Source organism: Bradyrhizobium sp. JYMT SZCCT0180 (genome assembly GCF_018130165.1).
Lineage (GTDB): Bacteria > Pseudomonadota > Alphaproteobacteria > Rhizobiales > Xanthobacteraceae > Bradyrhizobium.
On the sequence record NZ_JAFCLZ010000001.1, the window covers coordinates 65,048 to 85,241 of the forward strand.

The following is a 20,194-nucleotide window of genomic DNA, read 5'->3' on the forward strand; positions in this document are numbered from 1 at the left end:
GGCTGCCGCCTGACGGCACGTCGGCGTGCGTGACCTGGATCACAAACAAGTCGGGCCGGAGAAGGCAATGTCCCGTTCGTCGCAGCGTTGTGCTGCGCCTAACCAAGGAAAACAACCATGACCGATTTCACCCCCGTCAAAGCCGAAACATTGACTTCCGATGAACTCGATCGTGTTTCGGGTGGCATCATCATCGTGAGCGGATTGCAGCGCCAGCTTACCTCCAGGCTGGACTGGGTCGCGCTCAATCCGCAGCCGCTGCCGCCGAAGGTTTTCTTCTCATTCGGCCGCTGATCGCGGCCGCAGCCTCCGGCATGACGAACTCGCTCTCTAGTTCGTGTTAAGCCGGAAGCGCAGCGTCCTGGTGCCGATGAAGGAGATCGCATCGCCCTGCCGCTTCCAGGTCGCGGCGTCGGTCAGTGCGGCAATCAGTTCGTCGTCGGCCTGGGCGCGATTGGCCGGACAATTGCGGTTCTCCATCGCGCCGGCGACGAAGATCACGGTGTTGCCCGCCACCGAAAACTGGCCCTTGCCGCCCTTGCACCAGAGTTCGAGCACCACCTCGCCGCGGTCGCCGATTTCCAGATTGGGTATCCGCTTGGAGCCGGGCTGCGGCGGGACATCCATGGTCATTTCCATTCCGAACGGAAAGCCGTTGTCGGCCTGGGCCTGAGCCGCATTGGGGACGGCGGAAACCAGCAGCACCGCAGCAACGCCTGCGAGCTTCACCATGCGCGCGAATGAAATCATGCAACCTCTCGAAATATCTCAAACCCGATAGCGCGCCGTTCTATTGAACAAGTATGTCGTTGGCTAGAGCTGGTGCGCAAAATGCCGCACCAAAGAAAACCCGCGGCCTGCGCCGCGGGAATTTGATTGACCGATCCGGGTCTTGCTGCGCAATCCCGCTCAGTCGAATTTTGCCTGCGCCGTCTTTCCATCAGGGCCGGTCAGTTGAACGACGCCTTTTGGCTGAACCGGCAATGCGACGCTGGCGGTGCCGGAAAGCAGCGCGCTCCCGGCAGGCTGCAGCAGGATTCGCTGGGATTTGCCGTCGACAACGAGGATCGCAATCGCCTTGAAGCCGGTGGCCGGAATCGATTTCTGGTTCTCGTCGCTGACGAACAGTTCGAGCTTGTCGGATTTCGAAACCAGTTCGACGTGATACGATCCGGCATGGGCGACCCAGCCGCCATTCGTTCCCTTCTCGTCGTGCGCCGAGGCGCAAGTCGACCAGGCCAGCATGGCCACAACCATCACAAATTTCGCATTCACCGTCATTCTCCGCATGTTGATGTCAAAAGGCTTCGGCGGCTGAATTTGCCGGGGCCGTTCCCGCCTTGCCCTCGGCGCCTCGCCGCAGCCGCTCCAGAGGCGCTTCGCCATAGCGAAGGAACAGAACGGGCGTCAGCAGCGTGTCGAGCAGGGTCGCGCTGAGCAGGCCGCCGAAAATCGTCACCGCCACCGGATGCAGGATTTCCTTGCCGGGCGTTGCCGCGTCGATCAGCAGCGGCACCAGCGCCACGCCGGCCGCCATCGCCGTCATCAAGACCGGCGTCAGCCGCTCGACGCTGCCGCAAATCACGAGGTCGTGGCCGAACGGCATTCCTTCCTTCAGCGCCAGGTTGATGTAGTGGCTGATCTTCAGGATGCCGTTGCGAACCGCAATGCCGGTCAGCGTGACAAATCCAACCATCGACGCAACCGAGAGCGGCTGGCCCGCCAGCCAAAGCGCCGCGACCGACCCGATCAGCGCCAGCGGGACGTTACCCATGATGATGAAGGCGAGCACGCTCGAGCGGTAGCGGCTGTAGAGAATGGCAAACACCAGCAACAGCGACAGCAGCGAGAGTACGCCGATGGTCCGGCTTGCTTCCTCCTGGGCCTGGAACGTTCCCTCCAGGCGAACGTAAAAGCCATCGGGCAGTTTTGTCGAAGCGGTTACTTTTCGGATCGCTTCGACAATGTCGGTCATGTCGGCGCCCCCTTTAGTGTTCGCGAACACCACCACGCGGCGGCGGCCGTTCTCGCGCAGGATCTGGTTGGGGCCTTCGGTCTCCTTGACGTCGGCGATCTGCCGCGCCGGGATCCATCCGGCCGGCGTTTCGATCAAGAGGTCGCCCAGGGTTTGCGTGGTGCGAAGCCGATCCGGCAGCCGCATCGTGACGTCGAACCGCCGATAACCGTCCACCACCCGTGAAATGACGCGGCCGTTCGAGAGCCGGCTGAGTTGCTCGATCACGGCGGCCGGCTGGACGCCGTAGAGCGCGGCACGGCGATAATCAACACGGATTTCCAGCTGCGGAATCAGCACCTGCTTTTCGACCTGAAGGTCGGTGAGACCAGGAATATCCGCCAGCTTGCCGCGCAGCATTTCAGCGGTTGCGCGCAGGCTGTTCAGATCGTCGCCGAACACTTTCAGCGCAATTTCGGCCCGAACGCCCGAAAGCAGGTGGTCGAGCCGGTGCGAAATCGGCTGGCCTACGTTGATCGCAGCGGGAAGCACGGCGAGCCGGGCCCTTATATCCGCGACGATTTCGGTCTTTGGCCGTTTCGATGGCTTGAGATTGACCTCGAGGTCCGACGAATGGACGCCCTCGGCATGCTCGTCGAGCTCCGCCCGCCCGGTTCGCCGGCCAACGGTCTTGACCTCGGGCACCTCAAGGACGAGGCGCTCGGCAATCAACCCGACGCGATGGGATTCGGCGAGCGAAATTCCCGGATTGAACAGCATGTTGATCGTGAAGGTGCCTTCGTTGAAGGGCGGCAGGAATGCGCGGGGAAGATAGAATGCGCTAACCGCCGCAATGACGACCGCCGCGAGGGCGGCAGCCATCAAGGCGCGCTGATAGTGGAAGACACGTTCCAGCAAGGCCGCATTGGCACGCTTGAGCATCGCGACCAGAGCGCTGTCGCCGTGATCGAGGCGCTTGAGATGCGGAAGCATATAGTAAGCCATCACCGGGGTCAGGGTGATGGAGACCGCAAGGCTGGCGAGAATGGAGATGATGTAGGCCTGACCAAGCGGCGCAAACAACTTGCCTTCTATACCCGACAGCGCGAACAGCGGCACGAACACCAGCACGATGATCGCGGTCGCATAGACGATGCCGGACCGGACCTCCTGCGATGCCGACACAATGACATCGAATGCCGGGAGCGGATGCTCCAATGTCCGATTTTCGCGCAACCGCCGGAAGATGTTTTCGACGTCGACGACGGCGTCATCGACCAGCTCTCCGATGGCGATGGCAATGCCGCCAAGGGTCATCGTGTTGATCGACAGGCCGGCAAAATAGAACACGACCGCGGTCGTCAGGATCGACACCGGGATCGCAGCCAGCGAGATCGCCGTCGTCCGCCAGTTCATCAGGAACAGAAACAGCACGATGGCGACGACCGCGCCGGCCTCGAGCAGGACACGCTCGACATTGCGGATCGAGGTTTCGATGAAATTGGCCTGGCGGAAGATGATCTGGTCGGCTTTCATGCCCGTCGGCAGCGAGGCCGTGATCTCCTTCAGGGCCTGCTCGATCTCGCGCGTGAGCTTGATCGTATCGACGTTCGGCTGCTTCTCGACCGAGACGACGACGGCGGGCTTGCCCATATAGCCGGCGTCGCCACGCTTGACCTTGGGTGCAAACTCGACGGTGGCGACCTGCTTCAGATAGACCGGCCCGCCATTGACCTGCGCCACCACCACGTTGCGAAGGTCGTCCAGATTGGTGGTCCGCCCGATGTTGCGGATCAGATATTCGCGGGCATGCTGATCGGTAAATCCGCCGCCGGTATTGACGCCGAACTGGTTCAAGGCCAGTTCGACCTGCTCATAGGTGACGCCCAGGCTGCGAAGCGCGGGCGGATTGGGGGAAATTCGATACTGCCGAACCTCACCGCCCATCGGAATCACCTGCGCTACGCCGGGGATCGTGAGCAGCCGCGGCCGCACCACAAAGTCCGCGGTCTCGCGGACTTCCATTGCCGAAGCCCGCTCGCTGGTCACCGCAACCAGCAGCACCTGGCCCATGATGGAGTTGATCGGTCCCAGTTGCGGAACGGTGTTGGGCGGCAACTGGGTCCGGATCAGATTGAGGCGTTCGGCGATCTGCTGCCGGTTACGATAGATGTCGGTGCCCCAGTCGAATTCGACATAGACGATCGAAAGGCCGATTCCGGAAACCGAGCGGACCCGCGTCACGCCGGGAACACCGTTCATCTGCGTTTCGATCGGAAAGCTGACGAGCTGTTCGACCTCGGGGGGCGCGAGCCCGTCCGACTCGGTCATGATCGTGACCGTCGGCTTGTTCAGGTCGGGAAACACGTCCACCGGCAGCCGGCCAGCGCTGAAGATGCCGAGCAACACCAGGGCCAGCGCGGCCGCCATGACCAGGAGGCTGTTGCGCAGCGACTGTGTGACGAGAAAGCGAAACATCTGTCCTGCTCCTCAACGCACTTGGTCGAGCAGTTCGGCGCCCTGCACGACGAGGCGCTTGCCTCCGGCAAGGCCCGTGGCGATGAATACGCGGTCACCGTCGAGCGGCTCTACCCGCACCGGATGTTGTTCGAAACGCTCGGGCGTGACGTGTTCGTAGACGACTTCCTGGCCGTTCATGTTGCGCACCAGACTGGCCCGCGGCACCGCAAGGCCGACTTTTTCCTCATTGGTGGTGGCAAGGACCGTGACGAACTGCCCGGCGCGAAGGCCGGAAAGGTCGCCCTGAATCGCAAACTGGACCGGAATGGATTGATTGCGGTCCGCAAAGCCGGAGCCTTGGTAGGTGAGCGTAACGATGCGATCGTTCCCTGCATTCGCGGTCGCGCTGCGAACGCCAGCCAGCGCATCGAAACTGCGGGCTTCGACCCACAGACGAGTCGGGTCGATGATGTGGAAGATCACGGCATTGGACTGGGCGATCTGCCCGGCCACCGGCGTGCCTTCGGCAATCACACCGTCGACCGGCGCCAGCAGCGCTTCGGGCTCACGGCGCGCCCGATCGAGCGATCCGCGGCGGTCCTTCAATCCCTGCAGCTCGGACCTCGTGTCTTCGAGCTGGGAGCGGGCAATGGCGCCGCTCGGCACCAGCGTTTCATAGCGGGCGAGCCGGCGCTCCACGATGGAAATCTGCTGGTCGAGTTCGCCCTGGCGCTGGCGCATATCCGACACGTCGATGGCCTGCAGCGGCGGGTCGACATAAGCGACGATGTCGCCCTTTTTGACCGGCGTCCCCAGCTTTGGAAATCCGCCTGGCGGCGCCGATAGGCGGCCGCCCACCGAGGCTTGCACGAAGCCGCTGGCGTTCGGATCGGGAATGATTCGGCCTGGCAGCTCGATGGCGCGCGGGTGCGCGCGGGATTCAGTCATCACGGTGCGGATTGCGAGAATGCGTTGCGTGCTCTTTGGCACGAACACCCCGCCGTCCGGGAGACGCTGGGCCTGGTCGCGAACCGATTGCATCGGCGCGGCTTGAGCGGTGTGATCGTGACCGTCATGGGAGCGGGACGGGCTGTTGAACAGGACGACCGCGCCGGCGACGACGAGAACCATTGCCGCTCTGCGACGCCGCCGCATCAACACCAGACGCCGCCGAATCAACACCGTGAGGCCGATCCCGGCGGCAAGCCCCCCCAGCATGGCCAAAAACAACGCCGGGCGCTCATGATTGTAGTGGTGCCGAATCTCCCCCGCGATGGCGGAAGCCGAGAACCATGATGTTGGTCCGGCTGTGCCGCCCGGAACATCCGGAATCACGAGCCGGGCGGGCAACACGTCCACATTGCCGTCTTTCGTGACCGTAAAGATCAGGTCGTAGGCTCCCCGCTTGCTGGACCAGGGCGCGTCGAGACGATAGGGCTCGCCCGGCCTGGCTTCGGCCTTCTGCGGCCCGGCGGGCGTTTCGATTTCGATTTCGGCGCCATCCACCGGCTCGTTGGTTGCGAACCGGTCGAGATAGATGATGAGGACGCCTTCGCGCGCAATCGCAACCAGTTCGTGCGCGTCCGAGTCAGTCTCGGCACGCGGCGCGAGACTGGCGCTCGGCGCCGGAGCGGGCGCGCCATGATCGTGGCCTTCGTGCGCCAGCACCGGGCCTGCCATGAGCAGGAATAACATAGCCGCCACGCACCGCGCGGCACGGAACAAAAAAGACATCTGAATGACTCACCTGAGAAGAAGCGTGTTCTCGCTCGCGCGGCCGGCACATCGTGCCGCCGCGATATCGTTGCTCAGGTGAACGCTCGGGGGGGTTTGCGCAGGCTTGCAGGCTTTATGCCCGAAGCAAGTACGGCACCGGTGATATCAAGACGGTGCGAATGAACCGCGGGAGGCAAACATTGCGAGGCAGCGACCAAAGCGGCCCCGCCGCAGCACCCCATGCCCGCCCCGCAACAACCGTCCACGCATCCGTCCGCATCGATCGGCGCTGCGCCCGGCGGCCGACTTGCGGTCAGGACAAGCGCGTGCGGGATAGAATCGTCGGTTTTGGTGAAGGCGGCCTCGGCAAGGACGTCGTTGGTGAACGCAGCCTTGGTGAGGTGATGCGCCACCGGCGCATGGGCGCCGTGAGGCACCGCATGATGATGAACGTGGACGTGTCCCTGCAGGCGGTGGGCCTGGTCGGCATGGGCGCGGGCCAAGGCAGGCGCAAATTGAACGGCGATCAGGACGATCACCGCACAAATAAACTGCCAAAGCTTTGGGTTCGCGTTCATCATGCTCACAATATCACAGGGCTCTCGGCACTGCATAGGTCAGGTTAAAGATGGCTAACACATGCTGCGAGCCATTTGTCTTCCAGTCGTCTTGCATCTTTCTGTCGTCTTCAGGCCAGCAACGGTTCACGAGGCTTTGATGAACGGGGCCGCCGGTCCAGACAGGGTGTATATCCACGCTCGAAACTGAATACTATTACGGTCGGCATCCCGTTCAGGGCACCCCATCAGCTTCAGTTGAATTTGGCTTGCACGGTTTTTCCATCGGGTGAGGTCAGTTGCACCACCCCCTTCGGCTGGGCCGACAGCGCGTCGGTGGCGGTTCCGGAAAGCCGCGCGCTTCCGGCAGGTTCCATCGCAACGCGCTGGGCCTTGCCATTGACGACAAAGATGCCGATGGCCTTGAAGCCGGTTGCGGCGATCGGCTTCTGGTTCGCATCGCTGATGTAGAGATCGACCTTTTCGGATTTCGAAACCAGCTCGACATGATACGCGCCGGCATCCTCGACCCTGCCGCCATTCGTGCCCTGGTGATCGTGCGCCCAGGCGCTGGCGGACGAAGCCACGAGCGCAGCAACCATTAGAAACTTCTTCATTGTCATACTCCAGATCTTCGGTTGCCGACAGGCGTCGGAGGGACGTGATCAAAGTGGATCAACAGCGATCCAGCCGAGGTGGTAAGCCGGCCGACGGCGTCGGCCGGCTTTTTGTCGTTAGTGGTGGTGGTGGTGACCGTGGTGGTGATGATGGCCGTGGTGATGGTGATGGCCATGATGATGATGGTGCCGGCGCCAATGCCAGTAATGGCCATGATGGTGATGACCATGATGGTGATGCCAGCCGTGGTGATGATGACCATGATGGTGATGCCAATGCCCCGCGCTGCTTGCGGAGACGCCGGCGACCAGGATGGCGGTTGCAGCGAACGCGGAGAGGATTGCTTTACGAAACGACATGGTAGGGTAGCTCCTTGGGTTCTGGTAGCAGGGGATCTGCTCCGTAGTTCGAACCCTATGATCGTTGTCTGCGGCTGAACGTGAGCTGAAACACGTTGGTGCACTCGCCTCTTCCTGAAGCGTGGACCTGCAAGCGAATTCGCAAGGCAAATCAGACACGAACAGCGCATTCATCTCGGCGTGCGCCACAATGACGCGCGTCGAAATTGCTTCGTCGTCGATCGTGTCAATGTGTCTAGCCGTGTGCATGGCTGTTTGACGCGCGCGTCATTCACATCGTTCATGGAAAATTTCTGAACAGTTGTTCAGATGTCCGCTCGGCGATGAAGGGAAAGACGATCGCCAGCACGTATTGAAGATCGCAACCAGCGCCGCGACGCGGCGCAATTCGTTGCTGCTCACTTGCGCCGTCGGCCGCAGTGAAATTCGGGCTCGGCAAATAGCTGGTTCGGCTCGATGGAGAACCAGGCAATTGGGTGTTGTGATGGAAGCTGATCTGACCGCCTTGAAAGGCTGGTACAGTTGGGTGGGTTCGAACCACCGACCTCCTGTTCCACAGACAGGCGCTCTAACCAACTGAGCTACAACTGCATCCTGCGCGAAGCCCTTGGGTAGGATTGCTTCGACCATCCGTACCTACAGCAGGCACCATCGACTGAATGTGAGTTACCGCACACAGTGGATCGGCCGGCGAAAATGACAATCCAGCTTCGTCATTGCGAGCGCAGCGACTTGTCCGCCGTAGCTCAACGAGCGTAGGCGGAAGCAATCCATGGCACCACTTGCGGAGGCATGGATTGCTTCGTCGCTGTCGCTCCCTTGCGCAAACGCTTCGCGTTTGTCGCAGGCAATGACGACGTAGCGAGAGTGGCTGCGACAAATTAACCCGACGGGCAAAATTCCGCTTCCCTCGTCGGGCAAATCAGCGGTTTGAATCATCGCGTCCCGCCCGACAAGAGGGGCGTGCGCACGTCACGAACGCGCGGCGGGATGCGGTGGACGTTTGTTGCGCCTGACGACGGCGTATACAGGCGTACGGCAAAACCGTGTGGTCCTGGCGCCCGTTGCCGGCGTCAAGCTGTCGGAGAAGCGTGAGCGGAAACGATAGCGACGGAGTCAACCAAGAACTCGTCTCCGGGGAGATCACGGCATAAGCCGTAAAGCCATTGCGCAGGGAAGGCCGGGTGTTCTCCGCTGCCCTGTATGCTCGTGTGCACTTTGTTTTGTGCAAACCGCACACGGGACCGCGGGTGCAGCGCGCACCCGGTCTTCCCTGCGCCCTCTGTTTGGAGGGCGGGAAGTTTCTGGCAAAGCTCGGGCGCAATGCGTCGCGAGAATGCGAAGGTGTGTTCAGCACAGTGCAACAACAAACACGCTGTCGTCCCGGCCTTGAGCCGGGACCCATACGCCGCGGCCCATCGGTGAGCGCGCAGACGTTAGATACCTTTCGCAAAACGAGCGCCGCGGAGTATGGGTCCCTGCGTTCGCAGGGACGACATCTTCTCCGTAGGTTCAGTTGCGCCCTACTGCAGGACCATCAACGTGAACGGATAGACGTAAGCCTGCAGTGTCACCAGTCCGCCGACCAGACACGCCAGCACGATCGAATGCAGAAACACGTAACGAAGGATCGAGCCTTCGTGGCCGTACCAGTTGGTCGCCGTCGAGGCGACGACGATCGATTGCGCGTCGATCATCTTGCCCATGACGCCGCCGGAGGAATTGGCCGCGGCCATCAGGATCGGCGGCAGGCCCAACTGCTCGGACGTGATCTTTTGCAGATTGCCGAACAGCACGTTGGAAGCGGTGTCCGATCCCGTCAGCGCCACGCCGAGCCAGCCGAGCAAGGTGCCGAAGAAAGGATAGAGCACGCCGGTTGCGGCGAAGGCGAGGCCGAGCGTGGCATCGACGCCGGATAGCCGCGTCAGCGTGCCGATCGCCAGCATCGCCGAGATCGTGATCAGCGAGATCGCGCACAGTTTGATGGTGCGGCCGTATTCCGCAATCATCCTCGCCGGCGAGAAGCTCATCAGGAAACCGGAAATGATCGCGGCGATCAGCATGCCGGTGCCGGTGAACGACAGATAGGTGAAGTCGAACAGCGCGGCTTCCGGTGTCGGCCTGGCGGCGACCGGGGGCACCTTGTTGATCAGGTTGTGCAGTTCGGGGACCTGATATTTCCAGACGAAGCTGGCGTTCGCCCAGCTCTTGAACCCGCCATTGCCCCAGATCAGCATCACCACACAGACGATGATCCATGGCAGCAGCGCGCTCCACAATTCGCCTTGCGTGAGCGGCGTCCTGTCCATCGGCTTCGGCGTCGTCATGGTCGCGGCCGATTCATCCTTGCCGCGCAAGGCGGGCGACAACCAAAGCTCCTTGGGCTGCCACACTTTCAGGAACAGGATCAGGCATCCCATCGAAATCAGCGAGGCGCCGATGTCGACGATCCAGGGGTTGATGTAGTTCGAGATCACGAATTGCGGGATCGCGAACGAGACGCCGGTGACCAGGATAGCCGGCCACACGTCCTTCATGCCTTTCCAGCCGGCAAAGGCCCACACCACCCAGAACGGCACGATCAGCGAGAACAGCGGCAATTGCCGGCCGACCATCGCGCCGAGAATATAGGGATCGAGGCCGGTGACCTGGGCCAGGCCCTGGATCGGCGTGCCCAGCGCGCCATAGGCAACGGGTGCGGTGTTGGCGATCAGCGACAGGCCGGAGGCCGCCAGCGGCGAGAAGCCGAGCCCGATCAGAACCGCGCCTGTGATCGCGACCGGCGTGCCGAAACCGGACGCGCCCTCAAAAAATGCGCCGAAGGCGAACGCGATCAGGAGCAGTTGCAGGCGACGGTCGTTGGTGACCCCGCCGATGGCGCGTTTCAACAATTCGAAGCGGCCGGTTTCGACCGTAATGCGGTAGAGGAAAATGACATTGAGGACGATCCAGCCGATCGGGAAGAAGCCGACCACCACGCCGAGCAGCGATGCCCGGACCGACATGCCCGCGGGCATATGGTAGATGGCAATGGTGACGATGTTGGCGACGATCAACGCAATGATGGCCGCGATGTGCGCCTTGACCTTGCCGCTGGCGATCAGCACCAGGAGCGTGACCACCGGCACGGCAGCGGCGAGCGTCGACAAGGTCGCGTTGCCCAGCGGATTGTAGACTTGATCCCACATGTTCGGATTCTCCCCGGATTATTATTGGGCACCCGGCCGTGTGGACGGTCCGGTGTGCCTGGCGCCTGCGGAAACGTGCTCTCATCCGCAAGATCGACTGCTGGTTCGGCAGTTCGCCGAAACCCGCTCACAACCTCGCGAAGTTCAGAGGTCCCCCGCCCCTCGCCGTGACAGCCATGCTAGGGTCTGCCTGGCCCCCGCGACAAGTCGCCGCAGGTCGAAAAATCTACGACTTTAGTCCAACGTCAAATTCTTCCATTCTTTCAGCCCTTTAAGGGCCCCTCCCCGGAGACCATCGTGAAGAACATCCGCTCGACGCTCGCGACCGTATGGCGGATCGCCGCGCCCTATTTCCGTTCCGAGGACAAATGGGCCGGCCGCGCGCTGCTCGCGGCTGTCATCACGATCCAACTGCTGCTGGTCGCGATCGACGTCCTCGTGAACCAGTGGCAGAATCGCTTCTTCAACGCGCTGCAGGAATACAATTGGGACGTCTTCGTCCGGGAGATCGGCGTCTTTTGCGTGCTGGCGAGCTGCGCCGTCGTGCTTGCCGTCTACCAGCTCTACCTCAATCAATGGCTGCAGATTCGCTGGCGGCGCTGGCTGACCCGGCACTATCTCGGCGAATGGATGCACGGCGCCAATCACTACCGCATGCAATTGCAGGGCGACGCCGCCGACAATCCGGACCAGCGCATTGCCGACGACGTCAGGCTGTTCGTCGAGCGGACGCTGGATATCGGGCTGAGCCTTCTGAATTCGGTGGTGACGCTGCTTTCCTTCGTCATCATCCTGTGGGGCCTGTCGGCAGCCGCCCCCTTGCACCTGTTCGGCAAGGAGTACGCCATCCCGGGCTACCTGGTCTGGGGCGCGCTGATCTACGCCGTCCTCGGCACGGCGCTAACGCAATGGATCGGCTCGCCTTTGGTGCGGCTTGATTTCAAGCAGCAGCAATTCGAGGCCGACTTTCGCTTCAACCTGGTTCGGGCACGGGAGAACTCCGAGCAGATCGCGCTGTTGCAGGGCGAACGCGCGGAGCGCATGGGGCTTTGGGCGCGTTTCCACCATGTGATCGAAAACTGGTACGGCATCATGGGCCGGACCAAGCGGCTGACCACGTTCACCGCGAGCTATTCGCAGGCCGCGGTGATCTTTCCCTACATCCTGGTGGCACCGGCCTTCTTCGAAAAGAAGGTCCAGCTTGGCGGCCTGACCCAGACCGCGTCCGCGTTCGGCAGCGTGCAGTCGTCGCTGTCGATCTTCGTCACGATCTACCGCACGCTGGCCGACTGGCGCGCCATCGTCGCCCGTCTCGACGGGTTTGAAGCCGCCATCGCGAGCGCCACGGCGCTGGAGAAATCGAGCGAATCGATCGACGTCGTCGCATCAGAGGGCGGCACGGCGATCGACCTGCGCGAGCTCACGCTGCGCCTGCCCAACGGCACGCCGTTGGTCTCGGCCGATGCCTTAAGCCTTCGCGGCGGCGAACGTACGCTGCTCACCGGCCCGTCGGGCTCCGGCAAGTCGACCCTGTTCCGGGCCATCGCCGGCATCTGGCCGTTCGGCAGCGGCTCGATCGCCATCCCCGCCGGCGCGTCGGTCATGATGCTGCCGCAGCGGCCTTACTTTCCGATCGGATCGCTGCATGGGGCGATCGCCTATCCCGGCGCAACCGAAACCTTCAGCGCCGATCGGGTCAGGGAAGCGCTCACCCAGGTCGGCCTGCCAAAGCTTGCCGGGCGGCTGGAGGAGGAATCGCACTGGAACCGGATGCTCTCGCTTGGCGAGCAGCAGCGCCTCGCCCTGGCGCGCGCGCTGTTGCACGCGCCGCAATATTTGTTCCTCGACGAGGCGACCGCCTCGCTCGACGAACCCTCGGAAGCCGCGCTGTACGATTTGCTTGGCTCGGAACTGCCGCAAACCACCATCGTCTCGATCGGCCACCGCTCGACGCTCGAGGCCTTCCACCAGCGCCACGTCGCCATGGTCCGCGACGGCGACCGGTTCACGCTGCGGGAAGCGGTCAGCGCCCAGCCGGCGTAAGCCTGATTAGCAACCATGGCGCTGACGACATGGCCGCCGATCAGCCCGTGCGGCTGCGGCCGGCTCCGCTTGCGGTGATAGATCGCGCGCGCGGTGCGCCGCCAATCCCATTGCCTCGGAGCCGCCCCAAAAGCAAAGGGGCGGCAGATTGCTCTGCCGCCCCCGGATCTTCGCGAGGAAGATATTACTTCAGGTTGGTCAGCGCGGTCAGGTCAGCCGAGAGCTTGACGATGCCGGCTGCGCCGCACCAGTTCGAACCCACGCCGGACGGATTGATCGCAGTGACGTTGGTTCCGGTAAAGGCGTTGAGTTCGCCGCGAGCGGTGAAGTCGCTGGTGAAGGCGTTGCAATCGCCCTTCGACAGGTTGGTGTCGGAGTAACGGAAGTCCAGCGTGAACACCTTGTAGGTGAAGCCGATGCCGATATTCCAGGTGTTGTAGTCGGCGTAGTTGATGCCATTCGGGAACGCGAGGGTGCCGTAGAACGAGTCCGACGTGCCCAGCCACTGGCGGCCGAACTCACCCGACACGTACATGCCGAGGCCGCTGGTGCCGAACCAGGCGCTCGGCGCGATCGCCTTGCCGACGATCGAAGCATAGGTGCCTTCGGCGCCGCTGTTGAGGAAGCTCGGCGTATAATAAGCGGTGCCGCCCAGCGAGAAGTTGTCGTTGAAGGTGTAGTTCACCTTGCCGTAGACCTCGAAGAAGCTGACGTCCTTCTTGAGCACGTTGAGATTGAGCAGGGTGTTCGCCTGGCATTCAGCGCTGAGCGGAACGCCGGCGAAATCGGCGACGGCGCCGCCGCCGTATTGGCAGGTTCCACCCGGATAGATGTAGCCCCAGGCGCCGACATCGAAGGCAAAGGCGCCAACGGTCAGGCGGGCACCGCCGTAGGCGTCGACTTCAGCGGCGGCACGGTTGGGGAACGAGATGCTGGCAGCGCCCAGGCCGACATACAGCTGGAAGTCCTTGGTGACGTTGTAGCGCGGCTCGAAATAGGCGTTGACCGACGGCTTGTGGTTGGACTGGGTGATGCCGCGGAAGATGTAATCGTTGGTGATGCCGGCGCCGAAGGCGATATCCCAGGGATCGAACACGACAGGCGGCGGGGCCTTCACAGCCTTGACGCGCAAGTCTGCCGCGAGAGCCGAACCCGATACCATTGCCAGCGCCGTTGCTAACAAAGCCAGTTTCTTCATGACGATCCCCATCACCTTCTAGAACAGTCCCGTTCCGGTGGCCCCCAGGGCAAGCGATAACCGACTGCAACCAAATTCTGATTGCAATCTGGGACTTGCCGTCATGGGCGTGAAGCAAAAAAGACAATCATCTGCCGCCTTTTTAGGCGTTCTACCCGTTTCGGAAAATGTTGTCCGCGGGTGTTGCATTCCCACAACAAGTTTGGCGGCCCTCGTGTCCGTCAGGCGACATCTGGAACCGGCAAAACAAGGGGTCAGCTGCCCGCTTGCCTGAACAGCGGCCGAATCAACTGCCTCCGTAGAAATCCGTGGTGAAATTGATCAGCCGGCCGGCCTCAAGGAAAAAGCCGCAGCGGTGGACGCTGCGGCTTTCCGATCAATCAACCTTGGCGGGTCGCGGACGACCTAGTGCTGATCGCCGCCATTGGACGAGCCGGAGCCCCATGACGGGGTCGATGACTCCGAACTCGGCGTTGCCCAGCTCGGAGCGGGCGCAGCTTCGGGCTCTGGCGCCGGAGCCGCCGCCGGGGCTGCCGGCTTGGACGCAGCAGGCTTGGCGGCGGCTTTCTTTTTCTTCGCCGGGCTCTTCGCCACAGCTTTCTTGGCGGCTTTCTTGGCAGCCTTCTTGGGCGCTGCCTTCTTGGCGGATTTCTTTGCGCTCTTCTTCGAAGCCTTCTTGGCGGATTTCTTTGCCGACTTCTTGGCGGCCTTCTTCGACGACTTCTTGGCAGATTTCTTCTTCGCCGCTACCGCCTTCTTGGCCTTTTTAGCCTTCTTGCTTTTCTTGCTCTTCTTCGCTTTAGCCATCGTGGTCCTCCTGTTGCCGCTGGTCGTGTCAGTCGAGCGCTCGAATAGTCGGCCGATCGATTAGTTCAATGCCGGCCTCAGTCCAGACCCCTTCAATTCAGGTTTTGGACCTCCTGTCGCCCAATCGAGAAGCTCAATCGTGTGCACCACAGGAACTGACGTACCGCCGGCAATCTGCACCATGCACCCAATATTGCCCGCAGCGATCATGTCCGGTTTGACTGTCGCAATATTGGCGATCTTGCGATCGCGCAATCTGCTCGCAATGTCAGGCTGGAGAATGTTGTAGGTCCCCGCCGAACCGCAACACAAATGGCTCTCGGGTACATCTTTCACCACGAATCCATTCTTGGAAAGCAATTCTTTCGGCGCGTGCGTGATTTTCTGTCCGTGCTGCAGCGAACAAGCCGAGTGATAGGCGATGGTGACGTCGCCTTGCTGGCTCGATGGATGCAGATCGATGCCGGCGAGATACTCGGTGATATCCTTTGTCAGCGCGGATATTCGCGCAGCGGGGCCGGCGAATTCGCGGTCCTCGCGCAGCATGAAACCATAGTCCTTGATGACCGTGCCGCAGCCCGACGCCGTCACCAGGATGGCGTCGAGGCCACCTTGGTCTGCTTCGCTTTGCCAGACCGTGACGTTGGCGCGGGCCCGCGCCAGTGCGTCGCCGTCCTGCCCGAGGTGATGGGTGAGCGCGCCGCAGCATTGTTCGTCCCTGACCAGCACCACCTCGATGCCGTGGCGCGTCAGGAGATTGATGGCGGCCTGGTTGATGCGCGGCGCCAGCACCTGCTGGGCACAGCCTTGCAGCAGCGCCACCCGCCCCCGCTTGTCGCCAACGGCCGGAAAGACACTGCCGGCGGCAGGTCCCGGCGCCGGCAGGCTGCCGGGCGCAAGCGCCAGCATCGCCTTGATCCGCCGCAGCAGGGTGGGCGTCGCCGATGCGGTCTTCGGTGTCGGCAACAGGCCCGCGAACGGCCGGCCCAGCCGCGCCATGATCATGCTGGCGCGGAACAGACCCGGCCGCGGCAGCACAAAGGCCAGCACCGCGCGCAAGGCCCGCTCGCCCAGCGGCCTGGAATAATCCCGCTCGATCCTGACCCGCGCCTGATCGACCAGGTGCATGTAGTTCACGCCCGAGGGGCAGGTCGTCATGCAGGCGAGGCAGGACAGGCAGCGGTCGATATGCTTGACCACCTCCTTGGTCGGCGGGCGGTCCTTCTCCAGCATCTCCTTGATGAGATAGATCCGGCCACGCGGGCTATCGAGTTCGTCGCCGAGCAGCACGTAAGTCGGGCAGGTCGCGGTGCAGAACCCGCAATGCACGCAGGCCCGCAGGATCTTGTCGGCTTCGGCGATGTCAGGATCGGCCAGTTGGGCGAGTGAGAATTCGGTTTTCATGTCGCGACCGCCCGCAGCAAGCGGCCCCGGTTGAGGATGTTCCTGGGATCGAAGCTCAGGCGGACGCGCTCGCTCAGGGCGGCCACGCCGCCGGATTGCGGATGGAACACGTCGACATTGCGCCGCACCAGTTCGGACGCCCGAACCAGCATCGCATGGCCGCCGGCGGCATCGACGCGCGCCCGCAGCAGCGCCGCCTGCGCGTCCGGCTTGGGCGGCAACGCCGCCCAGATCAGCCCGCCGCCCCAATCGTAGATCACGTCGCCGCCGGTGTCGCGCGCAAGCTGCTGCCCGAGCGCGCCGCCGGACGCCGGCGGACACACGATCCGCCACACCGGCCACGCCCCCAGCGCGCCTTGGGCGGCAAACGGCAGGACATCGCGGATCGAACTCCAGATCGCGGCCGAAACAGCGTCTTGCAGGACCTCCACGGCGCCGAACGGCGCCAGCGTCTTGCCGAGCGAGCCGGCGCGGTCGGCGGCGGAAGCCGCGATGCCTTCCAGCCGCAGCAGGGTCGCCGCCTGCCCCGGCGCTCCGAGCCCGGCCAAGGCGCCGACCGCGGGCCGGAACGCCTGATACGACAGATGCGCCGCACCCGACACGTCGTAGGGCGAGCCCAGTGCCGCGGTCATCGCCCGGTTGGCGGTGACATCGTCGAGCCCGCGCAGCACCAGCGTGCGATCGCTTTCGGGTTTCGGCATCACCTTCAGCGTCACTTCCGTCATGACCGCCAGCGTGCCCCACGACCCCGCCAGCAATTTGCAGAGATCGTAACCGGTGACGTTCTTCACCACCTTACCCCCGGTTTTGAAACTGTCGCCGAAGCCGGACACCGCATGCGCCCCCAAAAGGTGGTCGCGGGCGCCGCCGGCCCTGATGCGGCGCGGGCCGGCCAGGCCTGCGCCGATCATGCCGCCGATGGTGCCGGCGCCGGAGACGCCGAGCAGCGCCGAAGTGTCCATCGGTTCGAACGCGAATTGCTGGTTCTTGGAGTCGATCAGCGACAGCACATCGGCTAGCGGCGCGCCCGCCTGGACCGTGATGATCAGCTCGTTCGGCTCATACGCGGTGACTGCGTTCAGCGCCGACAGTTCGAGCACGGCGTTGGTCGCCATCGGCTGGCCGACCAGGCGTCTGGAACCATGGCCAACGATCTCCAGCGGCTGCTCGCTGGCGATCGCCGCCCGCACCACCTGCTCGACGTCCTTGGCATCACGTACTTTGAGAGTGTCCACGCCTTAGCGGGTAGCCAAATTCGCGACCGAAATCAAATTCGCGCCCCGAACAAGTCCCTGAATGCTGCGATGCCGTCCTCGGTGATTTCGACCGATCGGCCCTGAGGCCGCCGGCGTATCCAGTCCCGCGCAAAGGCGAGATTTGCGATCGATGCGCCAACCCGTCCCGCCAAATGCGGCCGCCGTTCGCTCCAGTCGAGACAGGGCCGGCAGAACGCTCGCCGGCCGCGGCCGGGCGAATTGAGATCGATACCGAGGCCGGCCAGGAACGTCGATCCCTGCGCGGTCAGTTCGCCGGCGTCGGCTTCAAGCGTGAGATGCCCGCGTTCGATCATGCTGTCGGTGAGCGTGACGCCAAGTTCGCCCGCCAGATGATCGTAGCAGGTTCGCGCCCTGCGCATCTGATCGTCGATTTTTGACGGCGGCCGGAATCGCGGCGGCCCGGTCACGGCCACATTCATCATCCCTTCCAGCATCCGCGCCACGAGTGGCGTCGCCAGCCGATAGAACCGGCGCGGCCCGCGTTTTTCGACCGTCAAGAGCTCGCGTTCGACGAGCTTCGCGAGGTGCGAACTCGTCGTTTGCGGGGTGACCCCGGCGACGGCAGCCAATTCACCCGCAGTGAGCGCGCGCCCATCCATCAGCGCCGACAGAATATTGGCGCGACCGGGGTCCGCCGCCAGTTGGGCGATTTCGGCGAGTTGCGGGACGATGGTCGCCATTGCTGCCTCCAGGTTCGGTCGGGCACCAACGCGCTCTTTCGCACGCCGTTCCACCTGAACGCTTCGATTACGATCGAACTATATCTTACGTGAGTACTTCGACCGCGGCCGAATTGAATCCTGCGAACCATCGATGCAAGGTCGCGTTGGTCGGCGACCGACAACAATCGATGGAGCAAATCATGCAGAGTTCGAATGTCACGCGGCGCGAACCGCCGCTCACCGAAATGCTTAGCCGACGATCGGTAATCGGAACATTCGGTGCAGTGATGGCGATCGTCAACTTCTCGCCTTTCGCCATTTCATCATCTCGATCCGAGCAAAACCAGGGAGCGATGAACGTGAGTCAATATGCAATGGACAAGGAGACCGTCAGTGAGGCCATCAGCGGCGGTGGTTTGCTGGTGGTTGCACAATGGGAAACCAAAGAAGGCCAGGCGGACAAGGTGGCCGATATTCTGCAGCGCTTCCTGCCTGATGCTCAGCGCGATCTCGGCGTAAAGCTGTTCCTGATCGGACGCGGCAGGGAAAACCCGGCGCAGTTTTTGTTCTACGAACTGTTCCGTGACGAGGCCGCGTTCGATGCGCATCAGGAAAGTGTGTACTTCAACACCTACATCGCCCGCGAAGCACTGCCGCTTCTCGCCAAGCGTGAGCGCATGCAATACACCTTGCTGTAGGCTTGCGACGCACCATCACTTCGACCGTGATCGAATTGATCGGCGGAAACTGATACCGGCGAGGCGCGTTGGTTGTCTGGACCTTCACGCGCCTGCCGGATGTTTCCGAAGCAAGTTCCATCAGCGCAAATCGTGGTCAGGTAATCGCATGACGGATGTTTCGGCCGCGCCAAAACTCGACCCCCGGGAACAGCATTTCCGGCTTCCTGGCCCGCGCGAGGGATTGTCGCTGTTCCTTCGCTTCCTGCCTGTTCCAAATAGCGAATCCCGGCCGCGTCGCGTCGTGCTCTACGTCCATGGCGCGACCTTTCCATCCGCGCTTTCCATCGCGCACAGATTTGACGGCAAATCCTGGCGCGATGCGCTGACGGAGGCCGGCTTCGATGTCTGGGGACTGGACTTCTACGGCTTCGGGCACTCCGGCCGTTATCCGGAAATGGATCAGCCGGCGGGAGACAGCGCTCCGCTTTGCGTAGCCCAGGATGCGGCGAAGCAACTGGAAGCGGCAGTCCGCTTCATCCTCGGCCACCAGAATGTCGACAAACTTTCGCTGATCTCACACTCCTGGGGTTCGATGCCTGCGAGCCTGCTCGCATCGGCCCATCCGGCGCTGATTGACCGGCTCGTGCTGTTCGCGCCGATCGGGCGACGCGAGCCGCGGCGCTATGAAACTCCAGCAGCGCTCCCTGCGTGGCGCATCGTGACCACGGAGGATCAGTGGAACAGGTTCATCGAAGATGTGCCCGCGCATGAGCCGCCGGTGCTTTCGCGCGTTCACTTCGACCAATGGAGCCAATCGTATCTCGACAGCGATCCGGAGGGCCGCTCACGCGATCCTGCCGGCGTCAAGACACCCCTCGGTCCGTTCAGTGAGATTATCAAGGCGTGGCACGGCCAGCTTGGCTACGACCCGACCCAGGTCAAATCGCCGGTCGCAATCATCCGCGGCGAATGGGATGGGCTGATGCTGGATAATGATGCGCGGTGGCTATTCAACGCGTTCACGCAAGCACCCGTGAAGCGCGACATCAAGATCAGCCGAGGCACCCATTTGATGCATCTGGAAGCCATGCGTCCGGCGCTTTGGCGGGAAAGCATCAATTTCTTGCACGGCAACGACGTCGCACCGATTCCAGCCTGAACACCAACGGACAGGAAAGGAGCATTTTCTCCGTGCTGACGCACCGAAGGCGAGCACCACGTCGCCTTTTCCGTTCCGATGGAATCTGAACGGGGCTCTATCTTTTTGTTTT

The 20,194-nt window shown here is 62.7% G+C and carries 18 protein-coding genes and 1 tRNA gene; 5 read left to right on the plus strand and 14 right to left on the minus strand.

Annotated features, from left to right (window positions below):
* The first annotated feature begins 117 nt into the window (after positions 1 to 117).
* A complete protein-coding gene (locus tag JQ641_RS00295) occupies positions 118 to 294 on the plus strand; it encodes a hypothetical protein (protein WP_211993692.1) in 177 nt (58 codons plus the stop codon).
* 36 nt (positions 295 to 330) lie between these two features.
* Here JQ641_RS00295 and JQ641_RS00300 read toward each other — a convergent pair whose 3' ends face one another.
* The 10 genes from JQ641_RS00300 to JQ641_RS00345 form a co-directional block, all read right to left on the minus strand.
* Positions 331 to 750: an META domain-containing protein gene (locus JQ641_RS00300; protein WP_211993693.1), complete on the minus strand. Its 420-nt coding sequence runs from the start codon at positions 748 to 750 to the stop codon at positions 331 to 333.
* 159 nt (positions 751 to 909) lie between these two features.
* On the minus strand, positions 910 to 1,275 hold the full coding sequence (locus JQ641_RS00305) for a hypothetical protein (protein ID WP_349628470.1): 366 nt from the start codon (positions 1,273 to 1,275) through the stop codon (positions 910 to 912).
* Positions 1,276 to 1,297: 22 nt separating this feature from the next.
* Positions 1,298 to 4,432 carry an efflux RND transporter permease subunit gene (locus tag JQ641_RS00310; RefSeq protein ID WP_211993695.1) on the minus strand — a complete coding sequence of 1,045 codons (3,135 nt, stop codon included), beginning with the start codon at positions 4,430 to 4,432 and terminating at the stop codon, positions 1,298 to 1,300.
* A 12-nt stretch (positions 4,433 to 4,444) separates the two neighbouring features.
* The gene (locus JQ641_RS00315; protein ID WP_211993697.1) at positions 4,445 to 6,148 is read right to left on the minus strand and encodes an efflux RND transporter periplasmic adaptor subunit; all 1,704 of its coding nucleotides are present in this window, start codon (positions 6,146 to 6,148) and stop codon (positions 4,445 to 4,447) included.
* Between the two features lie 74 nt (positions 6,149 to 6,222).
* Positions 6,223 to 6,711 (minus strand): hypothetical protein, encoded by a 489-nt coding sequence (locus JQ641_RS00320; protein ID WP_211993699.1) that lies wholly within the window; start codon positions 6,709 to 6,711, stop codon positions 6,223 to 6,225.
* 230 nt (positions 6,712 to 6,941) lie between these two features.
* Positions 6,942 to 7,304 carry a hypothetical protein gene (locus JQ641_RS00325; RefSeq protein ID WP_349628471.1) on the minus strand — a complete coding sequence of 121 codons (363 nt, stop codon included), beginning with the start codon at positions 7,302 to 7,304 and terminating at the stop codon, positions 6,942 to 6,944.
* Positions 7,305 to 7,306: 2 nt separating this feature from the next.
* Positions 7,307 to 7,567 carry a hypothetical protein gene (locus JQ641_RS00330; protein ID WP_211993702.1) on the minus strand — a complete coding sequence of 87 codons (261 nt, stop codon included), beginning with the start codon at positions 7,565 to 7,567 and terminating at the stop codon, positions 7,307 to 7,309.
* A 377-nt stretch (positions 7,568 to 7,944) separates the two neighbouring features.
* Positions 7,945 to 8,205, minus strand: coding sequence for a hypothetical protein (locus JQ641_RS00335; protein WP_211993705.1), 261 nt, complete (start codon positions 8,203 to 8,205; stop codon positions 7,945 to 7,947).
* A tRNA-His gene (locus JQ641_RS00340) sits at positions 8,179 to 8,255 on the minus strand. The genes JQ641_RS00335 and JQ641_RS00340 overlap by 27 nt, the downstream gene beginning before the upstream one ends.
* A gap of 932 nt (positions 8,256 to 9,187) precedes the next feature.
* Positions 9,188 to 10,852 carry an L-lactate permease gene (locus JQ641_RS00345; protein WP_211993706.1) on the minus strand — a complete coding sequence of 555 codons (1,665 nt, stop codon included), beginning with the start codon at positions 10,850 to 10,852 and terminating at the stop codon, positions 9,188 to 9,190.
* A gap of 297 nt (positions 10,853 to 11,149) precedes the next feature.
* Here JQ641_RS00345 and JQ641_RS00350 point away from each other — a divergent pair, with 297 nt between their 5' ends.
* Positions 11,150 to 12,895 carry an ABC transporter ATP-binding protein/permease gene (locus JQ641_RS00350; RefSeq protein ID WP_211993707.1) on the plus strand — a complete coding sequence of 582 codons (1,746 nt, stop codon included), beginning with the start codon at positions 11,150 to 11,152 and terminating at the stop codon, positions 12,893 to 12,895.
* Between the two features lie 184 nt (positions 12,896 to 13,079).
* Here JQ641_RS00350 and JQ641_RS00355 read toward each other — a convergent pair whose 3' ends face one another.
* A complete protein-coding gene (locus JQ641_RS00355) occupies positions 13,080 to 14,093 on the minus strand; it encodes a TorF family putative porin (protein WP_211993711.1) in 1,014 nt (337 codons plus the stop codon).
* A gap of 424 nt (positions 14,094 to 14,517) precedes the next feature.
* On the opposite strand from JQ641_RS00355, the gene JQ641_RS00360 reads away from it, so the two are divergent.
* Positions 14,518 to 14,964, plus strand: a complete 447-nt coding sequence (locus JQ641_RS00360) for a hypothetical protein (protein WP_211993713.1) — start codon at positions 14,518 to 14,520, stop codon at positions 14,962 to 14,964.
* On the opposite strand, the gene glcF is transcribed toward JQ641_RS00360, so the two are convergent.
* From glcF to JQ641_RS00375, 3 genes are read right to left on the minus strand one after another with little or no spacing between them, the layout of a single operon-like run.
* Entirely contained in the window at positions 14,961 to 16,304 is a 1,344-nt protein-coding gene (gene glcF / locus JQ641_RS00365) for a glycolate oxidase subunit GlcF (protein ID WP_211993714.1), read from the minus strand. The two genes, JQ641_RS00360 and glcF, sit on opposite strands and share 4 nt — an antisense overlap.
* Positions 16,301 to 17,539: an FAD-binding protein gene (locus JQ641_RS00370; protein WP_211993716.1), complete on the minus strand. Its 1,239-nt coding sequence runs from the start codon at positions 17,537 to 17,539 to the stop codon at positions 16,301 to 16,303. The genes glcF and JQ641_RS00370 overlap by 4 nt, the downstream gene beginning before the upstream one ends.
* 32 nt (positions 17,540 to 17,571) lie before the next feature.
* Positions 17,572 to 18,261, minus strand: a complete 690-nt coding sequence (locus tag JQ641_RS00375) for an ArsR/SmtB family transcription factor (protein ID WP_192738957.1) — start codon at positions 18,259 to 18,261, stop codon at positions 17,572 to 17,574.
* A gap of 182 nt (positions 18,262 to 18,443) precedes the next feature.
* On the opposite strand from JQ641_RS00375, the gene JQ641_RS00380 reads away from it, so the two are divergent.
* Positions 18,444 to 18,941 (plus strand): putative quinol monooxygenase, encoded by a 498-nt coding sequence (locus JQ641_RS00380; protein ID WP_249150116.1) that lies wholly within the window; start codon positions 18,444 to 18,446, stop codon positions 18,939 to 18,941.
* Positions 18,844 to 20,082, plus strand: coding sequence for an alpha/beta hydrolase (locus JQ641_RS00385; RefSeq protein ID WP_211993718.1), 1,239 nt, complete (start codon positions 18,844 to 18,846; stop codon positions 20,080 to 20,082). Before JQ641_RS00380 ends, JQ641_RS00385 begins: the two co-directional genes overlap by 98 nt.
* Positions 20,083 to 20,194: the final 112 nt, after the last annotated feature.